General features: G+C 73.2%; 15 protein-coding genes and 1 pseudogene. 7 read left to right on the top strand and 9 right to left on the bottom strand.

Annotation, left to right across the window (positions count from 1 at the left end; genetic code table 11):
• From BIV23_RS43280 to BIV23_RS53455, 3 genes are all read right to left on the bottom strand, one after another.
• On the bottom strand, positions 1-1,434 hold a 1,434-nt coding region (locus tag BIV23_RS43280), incomplete at its 3' end, for an LCP family protein (protein WP_245790929.1).
• Positions 1,435-1,792: 358 nt separating this feature from the next.
• Entirely contained in the window at positions 1,793-2,185 is a 393-nt protein-coding gene (locus BIV23_RS43275) for an ArsR/SmtB family transcription factor (protein WP_071386485.1), read from the bottom strand.
• A gap of 91 nt (positions 2,186-2,276) precedes the next feature.
• Entirely contained in the window at positions 2,277-3,413 is a 1,137-nt protein-coding gene (locus BIV23_RS53455; protein ID WP_071386474.1) for a TerD family protein, read from the bottom strand.
• A gap of 201 nt (positions 3,414-3,614) precedes the next feature.
• Between BIV23_RS53455 and BIV23_RS43265 the strand changes: the two genes are divergently transcribed.
• From BIV23_RS43265 to BIV23_RS43255, 3 genes are all read left to right on the top strand, one after another.
• Positions 3,615-3,881 carry a GlsB/YeaQ/YmgE family stress response membrane protein gene (locus tag BIV23_RS43265; protein ID WP_071386473.1) on the top strand — a complete coding sequence of 89 codons (267 nt, stop codon included), beginning with the start codon at positions 3,615-3,617 and terminating at the stop codon, positions 3,879-3,881.
• Between the two features lie 227 nt (positions 3,882-4,108).
• The gene (locus tag BIV23_RS43260) at positions 4,109-4,492 is read left to right on the top strand and encodes a BlaI/MecI/CopY family transcriptional regulator (protein ID WP_071386472.1); all 384 of its coding nucleotides are present in this window, start codon (positions 4,109-4,111) and stop codon (positions 4,490-4,492) included.
• A 26-nt stretch (positions 4,493-4,518) separates the two neighbouring features.
• Complete coding sequence (locus BIV23_RS43255; protein WP_071386471.1) at positions 4,519-5,451, top strand: M56 family metallopeptidase; 933 nt, start codon at positions 4,519-4,521, stop codon at positions 5,449-5,451.
• 35 nt (positions 5,452-5,486) lie between these two features.
• On the opposite strand, the gene BIV23_RS43250 is transcribed toward BIV23_RS43255, so the two are convergent.
• Positions 5,487-6,227, bottom strand: coding sequence for a LamG domain-containing protein (locus BIV23_RS43250; protein ID WP_071386470.1), 741 nt, complete (start codon positions 6,225-6,227; stop codon positions 5,487-5,489).
• Positions 6,228-6,530: 303 nt separating this feature from the next.
• Complete coding sequence (locus BIV23_RS43245; RefSeq protein ID WP_071386469.1) at positions 6,531-7,133, bottom strand: Rv1733c family protein; 603 nt, start codon at positions 7,131-7,133, stop codon at positions 6,531-6,533.
• A gap of 287 nt (positions 7,134-7,420) precedes the next feature.
• Between BIV23_RS43245 and BIV23_RS47950 the strand changes: the two are divergent.
• Positions 7,421-7,938: pseudogene (locus BIV23_RS47950) on the top strand (pyridoxamine 5'-phosphate oxidase family protein).
• Here BIV23_RS47950 and BIV23_RS43235 read toward each other — a convergent pair.
• Positions 7,925-8,680 carry a TIGR03943 family putative permease subunit gene (locus BIV23_RS43235; protein WP_071386467.1) on the bottom strand — a complete coding sequence of 252 codons (756 nt, stop codon included), beginning with the start codon at positions 8,678-8,680 and terminating at the stop codon, positions 7,925-7,927. The pseudogene BIV23_RS47950 and the gene BIV23_RS43235 sit on opposite strands and share 14 nt — an antisense overlap.
• Entirely contained in the window at positions 8,677-9,714 is a 1,038-nt protein-coding gene (locus BIV23_RS43230; RefSeq protein WP_177240245.1) for a permease, read from the bottom strand. Before BIV23_RS43230 ends, BIV23_RS43235 begins: the two co-directional genes overlap by 4 nt.
• 214 nt (positions 9,715-9,928) lie before the next feature.
• On the opposite strand from BIV23_RS43230, the gene BIV23_RS43225 reads away from it, so the two are divergent.
• Positions 9,929-10,774: a serine hydrolase gene (locus BIV23_RS43225; protein ID WP_071386466.1), complete on the top strand. Its 846-nt coding sequence runs from the start codon at positions 9,929-9,931 to the stop codon at positions 10,772-10,774.
• On the opposite strand, the gene BIV23_RS43220 is transcribed toward BIV23_RS43225, so the two are convergent.
• The gene (locus BIV23_RS43220) at positions 10,737-12,308 is read right to left on the bottom strand and encodes a nitrilase-related carbon-nitrogen hydrolase (protein WP_245790927.1); all 1,572 of its coding nucleotides are present in this window, start codon (positions 12,306-12,308) and stop codon (positions 10,737-10,739) included. The genes BIV23_RS43225 and BIV23_RS43220 overlap by 38 nt on opposite strands.
• A 137-nt stretch (positions 12,309-12,445) precedes the next feature.
• Between BIV23_RS43220 and BIV23_RS43215 the strand changes: the two genes are divergently transcribed.
• A complete protein-coding gene (locus BIV23_RS43215; RefSeq protein WP_071386465.1) occupies positions 12,446-13,693 on the top strand; it encodes a sensor histidine kinase in 1,248 nt (415 codons plus the stop codon).
• Positions 13,690-14,361, top strand: coding sequence for a response regulator (locus tag BIV23_RS43210; RefSeq protein WP_071386464.1), 672 nt, complete (start codon positions 13,690-13,692; stop codon positions 14,359-14,361). Before BIV23_RS43215 ends, BIV23_RS43210 begins: the two co-directional genes overlap by 4 nt.
• Positions 14,362-14,480: 119 nt before the next feature.
• Here the strand turns inward: BIV23_RS43210 and BIV23_RS43205 are convergent, their stop codons facing one another.
• On the bottom strand, positions 14,481-16,286 hold the full coding sequence (locus BIV23_RS43205) for an alkaline phosphatase family protein (RefSeq protein WP_071386463.1): 1,806 nt from the start codon (positions 16,284-16,286) through the stop codon (positions 14,481-14,483).
• Between the last annotated feature and the right edge of the window lie 126 nt (positions 16,287-16,412).

Here is a 16,412-nt window from a genome sequence, read left to right as displayed (position 1 = left end):
CAGGCCGAGCGCCTTGGCGACGGTCTGCGCCTCCCCCTTCTGGCCGCTGCCGTACGTCAGCGTGGTCGTCGCCGCGGGGCTGGGGGCGTTGGCGGTGGTGGTGGCGGAGCTGAAGCCCTGGTCGGTCAGGGCGGTCGCGATCTGCGAGGCGCGGCCGGTGACCGGGGTGCCGTTCTCCACCGTCACCGCGATCTGTGCCGCCGGCACCGCCGAGGCGGTGGGCTTCGCCGTCGCCGAGGCCGCCGACGACTTCTCGCCCGAACCGGTCGTCAGGGACTGGTCGTTGGCGATCGTGGAGAACAGGGTCCGCGCTCCCGGCCCCACGACGAGGCGGTCCTTGTTGTTGGGGTCGGGGGCGGTCTGCATGGTCGTGAACGTCATCCGCTTCGTGGGCACCTTGTTCACGTCCGAGGCGAGCGAGATCAGCTTCTTCACCGTGCCCAGACCGTCGTCCACGGTCAGCGCCTTGGTCGCCGCGTCGGCGAGGCCGTAGACCGCCGTGGGATCGGTGAGCGTGCCCGCGCTCTTGAAGTTGCGCATCATCGCGCTGAGGAACAGGTGCTGGGTCGTCGTACGGCCCAGGTCGCTGCCGTCGCCGAACCCGTGCCGCGAACGCACGAACTCCAGCGCCGCGACGCCCTTGAGGGTGTGGTCGCCCTTGGACAGCTTCAGGTGCGAGTACGTGTCGTAGACGTTGTCACTGACACAGACGGAGACGCCTCCGATGGCGTCCGACATCTTCACCACGCCGGAGAAGTCGAGCTTGACGAAGTGGTCGATCGGGATGCCCGTGAGCTGGTGGACGGTGGCCACCTGACAGGCGGGGCCGTACTGCAGCGCGCTGTTGATCTGGCCGTAGTAGCCGTTGGTGGACTGCTTGGTCTCGCTGTCCGTGCAGGCGGGCACCTTGGTCATGGTGTCGCGGGGGATGCTCATCACCGTGGCGTTGGAGCGGTCTGCGGATATGTGCAGCACCATCTCCACGTCCGCGTTGCTGCCGGTCTGCACGCCGGTCTGCGCACAGCCGCCGCCGAGCTTGCAGTCGGCCGCGCTGGTGCGGCCGTCGGAGCCCATGACCAGGATGTTGATCGGGGTGCGGCCGAACGCGTCGGCCTTCTCCGTGCCGCCCTTGCCGTCGAGCGCAAGGCTGTGGATGTTGCCGTTCAGGTGCTCGTAGAACCACCAGCCCGCACCGGCCGTGACAACGATGAGGGTCGACATGCCGATGCCGATGATCTTCAGCGCCCGTTTGCCGCGCCCCGCCTGACGGGCCCGGTGCCCGCGCTTACCGGAGCGTGAGCGGGCGGCCGCACGGGCCGCGGCCCTGCCGCCCTGCTGACGTCCCCCGTCGGCCTCGGCTGCGCGCTGTCCGGGAACCCGTGCGTCACGGCTCCGCGTGGCCTGGCCGGCGGGGCCGTCCCACGGGTCGCTCATCTCCCACTCCCATGAACGGTCGGGCCCGTCAGTCCCGGCCGAGGGGTGTACGGCCAGACCTGCGCGGCGGTGTAGAGGCGGGTGACAGACTGCCGCTCCGCCTTGCTTGCGTGGTTGCGCAATCTAACAAATCTGCGGCCCGAACAGCGCGGATACACACTCAATTCACAGGTGGGGCACCTTTTGGAATCGCCGTGCGGACCTGCGCCGGTACGGGAGCCGGAGTGTACGCCCCCGGGTTAAGAACGGTGTCAGCTGTGATCCACCATGCGGGCCATAGCGGTCCCAAAGCGGAGGAATTACCCGCTCGCGTCACTCAAACCTTCTTCTTACAGAGCGACTTCGCGGACATCTCACCTCAGCCGCCGATCCCGCGCAGACGGTGGACGGGGGCGGAGGCGTGCTGGGTGCGCGCGTTGAGCTGACCGACCATCACCCGGACCAGGGTGACGACGTCGGGATCGTCGAGGTAGTACACCTGCCGTCTGCCCTCGCGGCGGGAGCGGACGAGGCCGGCGAGCTTCAGCTTCGCCAGGTGCTGGCTGACCGCGGGCAGCGCGCCGCCCACGCGGTCGGCGAGATGCGTGACGTCGCTCTCGCCCTGGGACAGGGCCCACATCAGATGCAGCCGGGCCGAGGAGGCGAGCAGCCCGAATGCCGCGGCGGCCTCGGCCAGCACCTCGGCGGACGGGTCCTCGAAGCCGGCGGCGTTCTCCGTCACAGTCCTCTCCCGTCCCCGTCCCTGGCTCATCACAGCCGATGCGCATGCGCCCACCCAGTGTAGGCGTCCGGCTCCGGCGGCCGTGCGCCACCGGAGAACGGAACGGGGCCGGCCCTCGGGATCAGTCCTCGTAGTAGTTGTTGACCTCGACGTCCGGTTCGTCGTCGTCGAACGCCTCGTTGAGCAGCGCGCCGCCGATGAGGCCGGCCGCACCGGCTCCGATGAGCGCACCGGTGCCGAAGCGGCGGCCGCCGCCCTGCTGGTGGTCATGGCGGTCGTACGGCTCCGCGTATCCCTGCTGCGGGTAGCCCTGCTGGGGGTAGCCCGCCTGCGGGTAGCCCTGCTGCGGGTAACCCTGCGGCACCGGCTGCGGGTAGCCCTGCTGGGGCGGGGTGTAGAACGGCGGGACCGTGGTCTGCACGCGCTGTGCGCAGCCGCCGCACGTCTGGACGGGGCGGGGCACACCCCACTGCGGGGACCAGGTCACGGTCGTCGTGCCCGGGCCGTGGTTGGGGTCGAAGAAGCAGGTCACGGTGGAACTCCCGATGGGTTGCGGGGATGCGGTGAACGCCGGGGCCGACGCAGCGGCGACCGGCGGCTTGGCGGGGGCGGACGGCACGGGCGCGGCCGTACCCGGCTTTTGTACGGCGACCGGTGCCGGGTTCGGCGCCGGCGCGGGGCCCGGGGACGTCTCCTGGAGTACCGTCACGCCGTAGTCGGACGCGATACCGGCGAGGCCCGAGGCGTACCCCTGGCCGATCGCGCGGAACTTCCAGTCCGCGCCGTGCCGGTACAACTCGCCGAAGACCAGGGCGGTCTCGGCCGACAGGCTGCCGGACCCGAGGTCGTAGCGGGCGAGTTCGGCGCCGCCGTCCTCGTCCAGGACGCGGATGTGCGCGCGGAGCACCTGCCCGAAGGTCTGGCCCCGGCTCGCGGCCTCGTAGAGGGACACGAGGAAGACGATCTTCTCGGCCTGTGCCGGGACCCGGGCCAGGTCGATCCGGATCCGCTGGTCGTCGCCGCCGACCGGGCCGCCTCCGCCACCATGGCGGACCGAACCGTCGGGGCTGGTGAGGTTGTTGAAGAAGACGAAGTGCTCGTCGGACAGCACCCGGCCCGAGGCGTCACAGAGCAACGCGCCGGCATCCAGCTCGTACTCCGTGTTCGCCTGCCACCCCAGCCCGACCGTCACAGCGGTCAGACCGGGGGCCTGTTTGCCCAGCGACACATTGCCGCCCTTGGTCAGGGAGACACTCATCCACACCCTCCGCAGCCGCTCACGCTTCCCGCGTCCATCACGATCAACGCAACCGGGGGCCTTCCGGTTCCCCAGTTGCGCAATGTCTTAATCATGTAGCAGAACCTCGACGGGACATCACCAGAGGCCCGCGACGACTGTGTGCCCACGTCAACCGCCCCTAGGCTTGCGCGAACACACAATCGACCGGAAGGCAACACCGTGGGCATCATCGGCTGGATCATCCTGGGCCTGGCCGCCGGAGCCATCGCCAAACTGCTGCTGCCGGGCCGCGACCCGGGCGGCTTCATCGGCACCACTCTCATCGGCATCGCCGGCTCCTTCATCGGCGGCTGGCTCTCCGCCCGCTTCCTCGACCGACCGGTAGAGAAGCACTTCTTCGACCTCTACACCTGGGGTGCGGCGATCGGCGGTTCTCTGGTGCTGCTCATCGGCTACCGCCTCCTGTTCGGCAACTCCCGCGACTGATCCGGCCGTTGAACACCGCCGCCCGCCCGCTCGACCGCGGGCGGCGTGAGGCGCGCCCCCGGCTCGCCACCCGGAACGTCCGGTCGCTCGAATCTACAACACTGTAGAAGTACCGGGAGGACGCGGCACGAGGGACACTGCCGTCAGGAGCGGAAACCGGCCATGCCCGGCGGCTCGGTACGATGTGACGTTCCTCCGGCAGACCTCCGGCAGAAGGGAGACAGCGGGTGACGCACCCGGATCCGCGCCGGCCGCGCAGGGCGCAGGGCGCGCTGGAGACACAGGTCCTCGCGGCACTGCACGAGGCCGGGGGCCCGGTGACCGCCGGCTGGGTGCGGGACCGGCTGGCCGCCGACCTCGCCTACACGACCGTGATGACGGTCCTGGCCCGGCTGCTGGCCAAGCACGCCGTGACGCGCCGGCGCGAGGGCCGGTCGTTCGTGTGGCTGCCCACCGCGGACGAGGCCGGGCTGGCCGCGCTGAAGATGCGCAAGGTCCTCGACGGCGAGCAGGACCGGCGCGCGGTGCTGGCCCGTTTCATCACCGCGCTGCCCGAGGGTGACGAACAAGTGCTGCGCGAGCTGCTGGACCAGGCCGGCGACGAGGACTGAGGACGAGAGCCGAGAGTCGAGCGACGATGGGAATCTTCGTCTTCCTCCCCCTGGTATTGCCGCTGACGGCCTGGCCGATCGCGCGCCTGGCCGAGCAGCGCCTCCATCCGCGCACCGCGACCGTGCTGCTGACCTGGGTGTCCACCGTCATGGTGCTGTGCAGCACGGTGTGCCTGGCGCTGCTGATGGTGGTCGGCACGGCCCAGCTGCCGGGCAACCCGCTGCCGGACGGCTGGTCGGACCCCGAGGTGCGCGAGAGCGTGCCCCGGCACGAGGTCGCGGGCAAGGCCGCGATCCCCGCACTGCTCGCGGTCGTCACCGGCTGCGGCCGGGCCCTGCTGCGCCATCTCCGGGTACGGCGACGGGCCCACGCGGCGCTCCGGGGGCTGCCGCCCACCCAGGTCGCGGTGCTGCCCGACGCCCAGCCGTACGCCTACGCGCTGCCCGGCGGGGCGCGCGACCGGATCGTGGTGTCCACGGCGATGCTCGGCTGTCTCTCCTCCCGTGAGCGCCGCGCCCTGTTCGCCCATGAGCGCAGCCATCTGCTCGCCCGGCACCACCGGCATCTGCTGCTCGTCCAACTCGCCGCCTGCGCCAATCCGTTCCTGCGCCCGCTGCGGTCGGCGGTCGCGTACACGGCCGAGCGCTGGGCGGACGAGGAGGCGGCCCGGGCGGTCGGCAGCCGCAAGGCCGTGGCCCGCGCGATCGGCACCGCCGCGCTCGTCTCCCGCCCGACCCCCGTGCCGACCCTCGCCGCGCTGGCCGCCCCCGGCCCGCTGCCCCGCCGGGTCGCCGCGCTGCTCGCCCCGGCACCGAGCGGCCGTGCCTGGCCGTCCCTCTTCACGACGGTGGGCCTCGCCGTGTGGACGGCGGCCGCCGGAGCCGCCCTCTCCGCGATGTTCTCGGCCAACTCGGCGGTGACGCTCCTGCTCCTGCTGCGCGCGGCGACGCCCCTGTGACCGCGGGCCGCCTGCGGGTGTTCTTCGGCCGGGGATCAGCCGATGATCATCGGGGCGGGCCCGGGACGGGCCGGCCGCGGGCGGTGCACGACGAGACCGCTCACCTCGAAGGTGATCTCCGTGGTGTGCGGAGCGGGGGCGGGGTGGTAACGCCCGGCGCACACCGAGAGGTTGACGATGAGGTACGCCCGCCAGCCGTGGCCCACCCCCCGTCCGTCGGCGCAGGCCCGGACGCCGTTCACCGACCAGACGACGGAGCGGGCGCCGAACTCGGTGCGCAGGTCGACCCAGGCGCCGGGGCCGACGCCGGGGTCGCGGACCTGGTGGCCGGTGCCGCGGACGTGGTTGCCGAACTCCAGGAGGTCGGGGTGGTCCGGGTGGTACTCGAACACGTCGATCTCCTGGTCGCCGTCGCGCCAGGTCCAGATCGCCGGCCAGGCGCCGACCGCGCGGGGCAGCCGTACCCGGGCCTCCAGGACGTCTCCCGCGCGGACCATGAAGGCCTCCGCGCTGCCCTCGGTCGTCAGCAGACCCGTGTCCCAGTCGCCGTCCGGGCGCCGGGTGGCCTTGAAGAGGCCCGAGCGGGAGTAGGCGGGGTCGGAGACCAGGTGGTCCAGTTTGTCGTCGTCCGGGTTCACCGGGCCGCCGCCGGGATACGCCCAGGTGCGGCCCGCCACCCACTGGCGTTCGGACGTGAAGTCGGCCGTGAACACGGTGTCGGGTCCGTACGGGGTGCGCTGGGCCGGGAACGGGTCTCCCGGAGCCGGATTCTCCATGCCAGAGGTCTCACCGGCCCCGCTCCGGTCATGCGCCGGGGCGGCCGGGAGACGGCGGAACGACCCGTGTGGGTGACACGGCCGGGTCCGGGCCGTCGGACGGGGCCCGCCACCCCTGGTGGGCGAGCGGTTTCCGTGGTGTGCTGGTAGTGGCGGGAAGGACCGAGACAGACGCGGAGAAGCGGTCGGGAACCGTGCACCGCGCAATCCGGACCCACGAGAAGCGGGTGGCCCTTCCCGCCCTGTCGTGCCCGGCTGCCGGAACACCGGCAACGCCGTACGGGCAGGCGTACGGGCGTACCGTCAGCCTCGGCCGCCGCTGAGGTTGCCCCACCGCGGCCCTATCTGCTTCCACTCCTCGTCCCACTCGGCCATGCGGCGCCGGATGAGCCGGGTGCGCACGCCCCACCCCACGACCCAGACGGCCGCGCCGACCGTCGGGGCGGCGAGGGCGCCGGTGAGGGCCGCCTGGAGGTCGGCCGCGGCGCCGGTGACCGGCGGGGACACGACCCGGTTCGCGCTGTTCGTCCAGACCGTGATCCGGGAGCCGGCGGGGGCGCCGGGGACGACCTTCGCGCGGTCGGTGTGCACCGCGCCGTGCGCGTCCGTCCAGCGCACGGTGGCCCAGACCCGTCCGTCGTCGTAGCCGGTACCGGAGGCGCTGGTCCGTGCCGCGTCGTCGGTGATCACGGCGTGCTCCGCGTGCACGTGGGCGCGCCGGGCGGAGAACGCCGAGTCGGCGTTGTGGGCCGCCGCGAGCCCGGCGACGGCCCCGCAGAGGACGGCGAACACCCAGGTCGCGAGGATGATCCAGGCCTCGACGACATCGCTGTGCCGCCGCAGCGGGTTGCTCCGCCACCGCCACAGCCGTACCGGTGTGACTGTCGTGGGAGGTGTCCGGGCCATCGTCACCGCCTCCTCTCCACCGCCGGGCGAGCGGCGGGTGCCACGACTCCATCGTGCACCTCATTGCGGATCGCGGCGGGGCGAGAGCGCAAAAGATCCGCGGCGTCGGGACGTCCGGCCCCCCGGACAGGGACGTAAGGGCACTGCCCGAAGCCGGGGGCGAGGGGCCACGGTGGCATCAGGAGCGGTACCGACCCCCGCGGTGCCGCTCCGCGCATGGCATGGCGACGCGCCGGGGCGCCGCGGTCCCCGAGGGGAACGGCCCCCCACCCACGAAGTAGTCGGCCATGATCGGTGACGACCTCCCCGCCCGCCCGTGCGTCGACCCCGACCGGGTCGAGGCGCCGCGGCTGCTGGGCGGCGTGTCCCTGGGCAGGACCGTCCTCACCCGCCAGGCCCTGCCGACGGTCCGCCCGGTCGGCCACGTCCTGGACGACGGCGACATCGTCATCCGCACCCACGGGGCGCGGCACTCACCGCGCACGCCCGGCACGACGGGGGCCAGGGCGTCGTCGTCGCCGACGAGGCCGACGCGATCGACCCGGACACCCGGCTCGGCCGGCGCGATCGACCCGGACACCCGGCTCGGCCGGCGCGTCATGGTGACCGGCGCGCCCGCCTCGTCACCGGCCTCGGGGAGGCGGCCCGCATCCGCGCCCGGCCGGAGCTCCGCTCGGCGCGGGACGGCGTGAACCCTGCCGTGCTCATCCGCCCCGACCTGGTCGCGGGCGTCCTGCTCACCGACCGGCCGGGCGCGGGCCGTACGCCCGTCCACGCCGCCGTGCGCCGGGCTACGACGGGGTGAGCGGCAGGTCGTCGGTGAAGGCGTTGACCGGCTGGGCGACGGGGCGGGCGTCCGTGACGTCGAGTGCCGCCTCGGCGGTCACCGTGCCGAGGGCCCCCCGCGGATGCCAGGTGCCGGTCACCGCGAGCCAGGTGTCGGCGGGGGGTGCCTCGGTACCGTACACGCGGACCTTGACGGTCTGGGAGTCGGCGGCGCAGCAGGTGAAGATGATGCGGGTCAGGTACCAGCCGTCGGCGTCCTCGGCCGGGGTGACGAATCCGGTGAGCCGGACGGCACGGTTCCTGATGGCCAGGGTGCGGTCCTGCTGGACGCGCCTGGTGAAGTCCGTGAGGGTGAGCGGCAGAGGCGAGGTCGCGGGCAGCGGAGCGAATCCTCTCTTCGGCATGCTGACCGGCTTGGCGTTCGAGCGGGCCGCGGTGTACGCGCCGAGGGCGGGCGGGGCGTAGAAGAGCAGGCTGAGCGCCGGCAGGAAGAGCAGCCAGGCGACGCGCGGGGCGCCGGAGTGGTCGTGGCCGTGGTCAGGGGTGGGTTCCCGGCCGTGGTCGTCGTCGTACGTCTGCCCCTGTCCGTCCCCGAGGGCCGCCGAGGCGAGGCCGAGCAGCAGCAGGACCGCCCCGGAGACGATCAGCAGGGGGCGCAGGCCGGCCTTGACGTAGCGCAGGTAGATGTCGGTGAACAGGGTGGTGTGGAGCAGGCCGATGCCGGTCAGGGTCAGCAGCAGGGTCTGTACGGGACGTCTCACAGCAGCGCGCCCCCGATCAGGACGCTCGCGGCGACCGCCGTCACGGTGGTGGCCGTGGAGAACCGCCAGGCGAAGGCGCGCCCGAAGGTGCCCGCCTGGAGGGCGATGAGCTTGAGGTCGACCATCGGGCCGACCACCATGAACGCCAGCCGGGCGGTCGGCGAGAACCCGGCGAGCGAGGCGGCGACGAACGCGTCGGCCTCCGAGCAGACCGCGAGGAGTACGGCGAGCCCGGCCAGGAAGGGCACCGACAGCCAGGGCGAGCCGGAGAAGGTGTCGAGGACGGAGCGCGGCACCGCGACGTTGAAGGTGGCGGCGGCCATGGCGCCGAGCACCAGGAAGCCCCCGGCGTGCAGGAAGTCGTGCTGGAAGCCGAGCCGGAACTCGTTCCAGCGGCTGCTGCCGTGCCGGTGGCCGGTGTGCCCGTGCCGCGGCTGGGGGCGCAGCCACCGTTCCTTGCCGAGCCAGAGCCACAGCCAGCCCATCACGGCGGCGGTGGCGAGGGAGGCGAGCAGCCGGGCGGCGACCATCGCGGGGTTGCCCGGGAAGGCGACGGCGGTGGCGGTCAGCACCACGGGGTTGACGGCCGGCGCGGAGAGCAGGAAGGCGAAGGCGGCGGCCGGGGTGACACCGCGCCGGATCAGGCTGTTGGCGACGGGCACGGAGGCACACTCGCAGCCCGGCAGCACCGCTCCCGCGACCCCGGCCACCGGCACGGCGAGGGCGGCTCGCCTGGGCAGGACCCTGGTGAACAGCTCGGCCGGCACGAAGGCGTTGATGGCGCCGGACAGCGCGGTGCCGAGGAGCAGGAAGGGGAGCGCCTGGACGGTGATGGCGAGGCAGACGGTGCGCCAGGCCTGGACGGCGGGCTGGTTCAGCCACCGGGTGCCGGCGAGGAGGAGGACGGCCACGGCTCCGGCCGCGATCGCGAGGACGGCGCCGTGCGGCCACGGCCGGATGCGGCGCACGGGCGGTTCGACGGAGACGACCGCCGCACTCTCGGCCACACCAACCATCTCATCCGTTTTCTCCATCATCACTCCGGATGTCGGTTGTGCGGCCGACGATAGGCGAGGGGTGCCGCCCGGCCGCGCGTACACGCCGCCGGGCGGCCGGTCCGTACGCCGCGTTCCGCCCCTTGGGGGTTCCCTCCGCACGCCGATGGCTCTTCTCACAATTCCCTGTGAAACGGGACGAAGGTGACGACTGTCATGTCGTCCGGTGCCCGTTCTGGATACGTTCCGGGCCATGCCGACCCTCACCACCCGCGCCCGGACCGGTCTGCTGGCGGCCGCGGCCGCGACCCTCCTGACCACCGGTGCGCTGCATCCGGCCACGGCGTCCGCCGCCTCCGCGCCCGCCGGCCCGCCGGCCCACGCCACCGCCGCCGTGCTCGACCTGGACGACTCGGGCCGCTCGCCCGTCGTGCGCGGCGAGGACACCGCGTACGACACCGCCAGCATCGTCAAGGTCGACATCCTCGCGGCCGCGCTGCTCCAGGCACAGGACGCGGGCCGCGAACTCACCGCGCAGGAGCGCGCGCACGCCGAGCCGATGATCAAGCAGAGCGACAACGCGGCCGCCGACGCCCTGTGGCGGCAGATCGGGCGGACCGACGGGCTGACGGCGGCCAACAAGCGGCTGGGGCTGACCTCGACGACCAGCGGTCCCGGCGGCAAGTGGGGGCTGACCCGGACCACCGCCGGCGACCAGATGCGGCTGCTGCGCGCCGTGTTCGACGGCGATGCGGACGACGCGCCGGCGAAGACCGGCGCCACCGCGCTGAACGCCGGGTCCCGGGCGTACATCAGCACCCTGATGAACCAGGTGGTGCCCGAGCAGAGCTGGGGCGTCTCGGCCGTCGGCTCCCGGCAGTCGCTGAAGAACGGCTGGCTCCAGCGCGTCACGTCGGGCCTCTGGGACGTCAACAGCATCGGGCAGGTCAGCGTGAACGGACACCGCTGCCTCGTCGCGGTCCTGTCGAACGGCAGCGCCTCCATGGCCGAGGGCGTCGACCTGGTGGAGCGCACGGCCCGGACGGCGGTCGCCCAGCGGCTCAGCGGTCCGCCCGGCGCCGCGGCCGGGCGGCGGTGACCGTGAGCGCCGCCAGCGTGGCCAGGCAGAGCCAGGCGAAGGTGTCCCCGATGCGGTCGTAGACCGTCGTCACGCCACGCACCGGGACGTAGGCGACCATCGTCTGCCGGTCCCGCCGGCCGGTCGCGAAGTAGTCGGAGGCGGCGAGGACGTGTCCCTCGGCGTCGTAGGCGGCCGAGACCCCCTCGGCGTCCTGGCGGATCAGGGCGTAGCCGCCCTCGACGGCGCTCACCGCGGCCTTGTCGGTGTGCGCGCGGCCGTACTCCCTCCAGTCGTGCGAGGGGACGAGCATGATGTCGGCCCGGACCCGCATCAGGGCCGGGAAGTCGGCGTCGTAGCAGATGACGTTCGCGATGCGGCCGTACGGAGTGCGGACGACGGGGACGTGGCCGTCGCCGGGCGTGAACTTCTCCGAGCCGGGGATGGGGTGGGCCTTCTGGTAGGTCCGGAGCACCGTGCCGCGGGGGTCGATGAGGATCGCCTCGTCGCGGCCGAAGGCGGGCGCGGTGGTGCTGTAGACGCGGACGCCGATCTCCAGGTAGACACCCGAGCTGCGGGCCTGCCGTCGCGCGGCGGCGATGGCGGCTCCCTCGTCGGCCTCCCGGGTCCGGACGGCTTCCTCGGGCCAGATCACGATCTTCGCGCCGGCGGCGGCCTCGCGGCGGGTGGCCGCGAGCAGGTCGTCCTCGACCGCCGCCATCGCGGGCCGGACCGCGGTCGCGGGCGCGGCGGCGACGCCTCCGGGGCCGTCGGCGAACCGGGCGAGCGTGGCCTTGAGCGCGTCGGTGACCGTGCGGCCGGCGGTGACGCCCGCGATGCGTACGGTCGTGCTCTGGAGTGGGAAGAAGGCGAGCCGGGCGCCGCCGGCGAGCAGGACGCTCAGCAGCACGGCCGTACAGCCGAGTGCGCCGCGCCAGGAAGCGCCGTCCCAGAGGCGGTTGGCAGTGCTCGCGACATTTCCGATGAGGAATCCGACGCCCCAGGGACCGGTGACCGCGACGACCTGGAGGAGTGGCAGGTCCGCGTGCTGGGTGACGGCCAGGGAGCCGTACGCCGTGCCGAACGGGGACACCACGGTGATCAGGAACTCGACGGCGGCGACACCGGCCGGGAAGACCAGACTCGCCGGCACCGGACGCAGCCGGGGTGTCAGCAGCCGGTCGGCGAGGAACGGCAGGGTCTGGAGGGCGGCCAGGGCCAGGGCACCGGCGAACACCACGGCGTTGAAGCCGATCGCCGACTCCTGGACCCAGAAGACGGCGGCCGCGCAGTGTGCCGCCCAGATCCACAGCGCTCCCGGCCGGACGCGGCTCAGGCGGGTGAAGCGCAGCAGCAGGACGGGGAAGACCCAGGCCGCGACCGCGATGTCCCACCGGCCGCCGACCGCGAAGAGCATGGCGAGGGTGCCGAGCGGGAGCAAGGGCCAGGTGTGCCCGCGGGAACGGGCCGGCCGTGCGGTCGCCGAAAGGGGCCGGTTCGGTGCGGCTGTGTCCGTCATGCCGCTCGCCGGGGCGTTCGTCAGGTCGTTCGTCATGGCCGGGACGCTAGGGCGGGACGGCCCGGCCGCGGATCCGGCGCGGTGGCGATCCTGGGGCGTGCCGACGCATCTTTCGATGCGCGCCCGGCGGAGGATCCGGGCCGCCCCCGAGTCGTCTAGCCTGACGGACCGAGATGAGTGCCCAGGTGAACGCCCTGCCCCGAGCCGTGCAACGCCGGCTCGCCGCCCGACCGCGGCTGACGGACGCCGTGTGGGTCGGGGGGCTGACGCTGTTCGACATGGCCACGGTGCTGCACAGAGCGCCCGAGCCGCCCGGCTGGGGTGTGGCGCTGTGGGGCGCGCAGACCGTGCCGCTGCTGTGGCGGCGGACGGCGCCGCGTGCCGTGCTCGTCGCGATGACCGGGCTGTACGTCCTGTTCCAGGCGCTCGGCGCCATCCCGTCGAAGGTGCCCGGGCCCTTCCTGCTGATGCTCGGCGTCTATGCCGTGGCCCGGTACGCACGCGCGTCGGTGAGCGGGCCGCTCGCGCTGCTCAGCCTTCTCTCGGCGACGGTCACGGACGCCCTGTCCGGGCACTGGGAGCCGCCGCGGCTCGGCTCGCTGGCGCCGATCAGTGCCACGACGTTCGTGTTCTTCTTCGCGCTGGCGTGGCTGCTGGGATACGGCCGGCGCCGGATCGACACGGACGCGGCCCGGCTGCGCGAGCTGAACCGGCGGCTCGCGGCCGAACAGGAGCTCAACGCCCGGCAGGCCGTGCTCACCGAGCGCGCCCGCATCGCCCGCGATCTCCACGACGTCGTCGCCCATCACGTCAGCGCGATCGCCCTGCAGGCACGGGCCGCCGAGGACGTACTCACCTCCGACCCACTCCAGCGGGACGCGGCGGCGCAGGGCGTCGGGGTCATCGCGTGCACCGCCGACACGGCGCTCACCGAGATGCGGCGGCTGCTCGGGCTGCTGTCCTTCGGAGACGGCGCACACGATCTCGCGCCCGAACCGTCCCTGGACGGTCTCGACCGGCTCGTCGGCGTCGCGACCTCGGCGGGCTGCCGCGTGGCCTGCCACGTCGAGGTGAGCGCGGCGGTGGCGCCGCCCGCCGGGATGCAGGTCTCGGCCTACCGGATCGTCCAGGAGGCGCTGACCAACGCGGTCAAGCACGCCGGCCCGGTCGCCGTACGGATCGCCGTGCGCGGTGACGACACGCGGCTCACGGTCGAGGTCGAGAACGACCCGCCGGGCCCGGACCACCGGCCGGTGCCCGGCGCCGGGCGGGGGCTCGTCGGGATGCGGGAGCGCGTGGCGGCCTTCGACGGCGAGCTGGACGCCGGCCCGCGCCCCGACGGAGGCTGGCGGCTGCGCGCCGTCCTGTCCGCGCGGGCGCCCCGGCCGGCACGGCCCGTCGCCTCGCGGGAGCGCCGATGACCGTACGGGTGCTCGTCGTGGACGACCAGGAGATCGTGCGGACCGCGCTGCGGCTCGTCATCGACCGGCGCGAGGGGCTGTCGGTCGTCGGGGAGGCGGGCGACGGCGAGCAGGCCGTCGCCCAGGCCCTGGCTCTGCGCCCGGACGTGGTGCTGATGGACGTACGCATGCCGGGCACGACCGGCGTCGAGGCGACCGGGCGGATCGTGCGGGAGTGGCCGGGTCCGGGGCCGGTGCCGCGCGTGCTGGTGCTGACCACGTTCGACCTGGACGAGTACGTGCACGCGGCCCTGCGTGCCGGGGCCGTCGGTTTTCTGCTGAAGAACAGCCGGCCCGAGCAGCTCGCCGAGGCGCTGCGCGCGGCGGCCGCGGGCGAGCCGGTCCTCGCCCCCACCGTCGCCCGGCGCCTGATCGACACGGTCACGGCGCTGCCGCCCGCGCTCCTGTCGGCGGCGCCCGCACCCGGGCCGGCGGACGTGACGCTGACCGAGCGCGAGGTCCAGGTCCTGGTGCTGGTCGCGCGCGGACTGTCGAACGCCCGGATCGCGGCGGAGCTGGGACTGAGCGAGGCGACGGTGAAGAGCCGGGTCAACCGCATCCTGACCCGGCTGGGCCTGGACAACCGGGTCCAGGCGGCCCTGTACGCCCACCGGTCCGGTCTCGCCTGACCTCCGCCACGGCCGAGCCGATCCGCGTGGCCGGCTCCCCGGGCCGGTGGTCCGAGGGGCGCGCACCACGCCCCGGACGGGCCGGGGTGCGGTGCGCGCCCGGGTACGGCGCGGCCGGGTCAGCCGACGGTGACGGTGAACGGTCCGGCGAGGACCGTGTAGCCGTCGTCGGCGAGGTAGTACACGTCGTACGTGCCCGCGCCGCCGAACGAGCCGGTGGAGAAGGTCAGGGCGCCACTGGCGTTCGGGGCGTAGGCCCAGGTGCGGGACGACTGCTTGCCCGGGGTCTCGCCCGCCGGGTAGACGCCGATCCAGTTCTTGGCGTTCGCCTGGGCCGCCGACGGCACCGCGTAGCGGAAGGTGACGTTGCCGCCGGACGTGACCGCGTTCAGGCCGGCGGTGAGCGTCGGCGTGGTCGCGGTGGACGGGGCGAACGCGGCGTTGAGCGGGGTGGCGTACGTGTCGTTGGCCGTCAGGCCGGGCAGACCGAGGGCGGCCTCGATGGTGCGGGCGATGCCGTAGTGGTCGTAGTGGGCCGGGCTGCTGGTGCCGGACGGGACCGTGCCCTGGGAGCCGACGAGGGTGGTGGCCACGTGGTCGTAGCCCTCGTTCTGGCTCTCGTCCCAGGTCAGGATGAGCAGCGAGCGGTCCTGGGTCCAGGCCGGGGAGGCGAGGACCGGGGCGAGGGTCTGCTTCAGCCAGCCGTCCTGGGTCTTCAGGCTGGTGGCGCTGCCGTTGCCGGAGGCCTCGCCGTCGTAGTAGTCGTCGGCGGCGATCCAGGAGAAGTCCGGCGTGGTGGCGGCGGACTTCAGGTCGGTGGTCAGCTGCGTGGTGTCGAACAGGTGGGCCGCGCAGCGCGACGCGTTGCCGCTGATGTCGGTGTAGTTGATGAAGGGCGCGTCGTCGGGCTGGTAGTAACTGTCGTTGTTGTTCTTGGTGTTGCAGGGCGTGCCCATGCCCTGCTCGTAGGCCTTCCAGGTCTTGCCGGCCGCCTCGACGGTGTCACCGAGGTTGCGCTCGGGGGAGTTGATGTTCGGGAAGTACGTGGCGCCCCGGGCGTAGGTGTCGCCGCCGGCGACGGCGAGGTAGTTCTCGTCGCTCGGGTGGTAGACGGCGTGGTGGTCGGTGAGCGTGGCGCCCTGGGCCATGAGGCTGTGCATGTACGGCGTGTCCGCCGGGTCGTTCATGACCTCGGAGTAGTCGGTGTTCTCCATCATGACCGTGAACACGTGGTCGTAGCCCGGGACGTTGGAGACGGGAGGCGTGGGCGGGGCGGGCGCGGCGACCGGGGTGTCCAGGGTGAGGGAAAGGTTGTCGAGGTAGCCGGTCTCGTGCGACGTCGACAGGAACTCCACCTCCACCTGCACGGACCGGGTGCCGACGGGGACCGCGCCCGTGGTGCTGCGGGCGAGGAACTCGGTGGCGAGGCCGCGGTCGGAGGCGGAGACCGTCGGCAGCTTGGCGGGGGTGCCGAGGGGGTGGCCGGCGCCGTCGTGGAAGTGCAGGCTCACCGCGACGTACCCGCCGTAGGTGGTCCAGCCGCCGAGCCAGCCGGACAGGTCGTAGTGCACAGTGCCCGCGTCGATGGCCGTGGCGGCCGAGCGGACGTCGACGGTCTGGGTCATCGCTCCGTCGCCGAAGTTGCCCGGACCGAAGAAGGCCTTGCCGGGTGCCTGGCCGTCACCGGGCAGGCCGAAGGAGGCGACCGAGTGGCACATGACGTCGGGGCTGCCCGCCTCGGTGGTCCAGCCGGGCACCGTGGTGGCGGCCGACCAGTCACCGGTGCAGTAACCACCGCTCTCCGCATCGCCGTTGACGATGAGATTGCCGCTGTTCCCGGTCGCCTGCGCGGGTGCGGGGGCGGAGACGATCAGTGCGCCGAGGAGGGCGAGCAGCCCGCCGAGGGATCTCCAGCGCAGTCGCATGCGTAGTACCTCGTCCCGTTGGTGAGAATGCCGTGCACGGCTGTCGCCGCGCGGCCTGACCGTGCGCATCGAACGGGACATGAGTAGTGGCCGCCGCTGTCGAGCGGAAGAACCATGACCAAACTT

The sequence above is a fragment of the Streptomyces monashensis genome, assembly GCF_001866665.1.
Classification (GTDB): Bacteria; Actinomycetota; Actinomycetes; order Streptomycetales; family Streptomycetaceae; genus Streptomyces; species Streptomyces monashensis.
This window is presented reverse-complemented; position numbering and strand designations above follow the sequence as displayed.

What these genes read in the sequence shown, in the direction of transcription:
- BIV23_RS43210 (WP_071386464.1), top strand. Translation starts at nt 13,690, where the DNA reads ATGACCGTACGGGTGCTCGTCGTGGACGACCAGGAGATCGTGCGGACC.
- BIV23_RS43225 (WP_071386466.1), top strand. Translation starts at nt 9,929, where the DNA reads ATGCCGACCCTCACCACCCGCGCCCGGACCGGTCTGCTGGCGGCCGCG.
- BIV23_RS43230 (WP_177240245.1), bottom strand. Translation starts at nt 9,714, where the DNA reads ATGGAGAAAACGGATGAGATGGTTGGTGTGGCCGAGAGTGCGGCGGTC.
- BIV23_RS43220 (WP_245790927.1), bottom strand. Translation starts at nt 12,308, where the DNA reads ATGACGAACGACCTGACGAACGCCCCGGCGAGCGGCATGACGGACACA.
- BIV23_RS43205 (WP_071386463.1), bottom strand. Translation starts at nt 16,286, where the DNA reads ATGCGACTGCGCTGGAGATCCCTCGGCGGGCTGCTCGCCCTCCTCGGC.
- BIV23_RS43215 (WP_071386465.1), top strand. Translation starts at nt 12,446, where the DNA reads ATGAGTGCCCAGGTGAACGCCCTGCCCCGAGCCGTGCAACGCCGGCTC.
- BIV23_RS43255 (WP_071386471.1), top strand. Translation starts at nt 4,519, where the DNA reads ATGGGAATCTTCGTCTTCCTCCCCCTGGTATTGCCGCTGACGGCCTGG.
- BIV23_RS43250 (WP_071386470.1), bottom strand. Translation starts at nt 6,227, where the DNA reads ATGGAGAATCCGGCTCCGGGAGACCCGTTCCCGGCCCAGCGCACCCCG.
- BIV23_RS43245 (WP_071386469.1), bottom strand. Translation starts at nt 7,133, where the DNA reads ATGGCCCGGACACCTCCCACGACAGTCACACCGGTACGGCTGTGGCGG.
- BIV23_RS43275 (WP_071386485.1), bottom strand. Translation starts at nt 2,185, where the DNA reads ATGAGCCAGGGACGGGGACGGGAGAGGACTGTGACGGAGAACGCCGCC.
- BIV23_RS53455 (WP_071386474.1), bottom strand. Translation starts at nt 3,413, where the DNA reads ATGAGTGTCTCCCTGACCAAGGGCGGCAATGTGTCGCTGGGCAAACAG.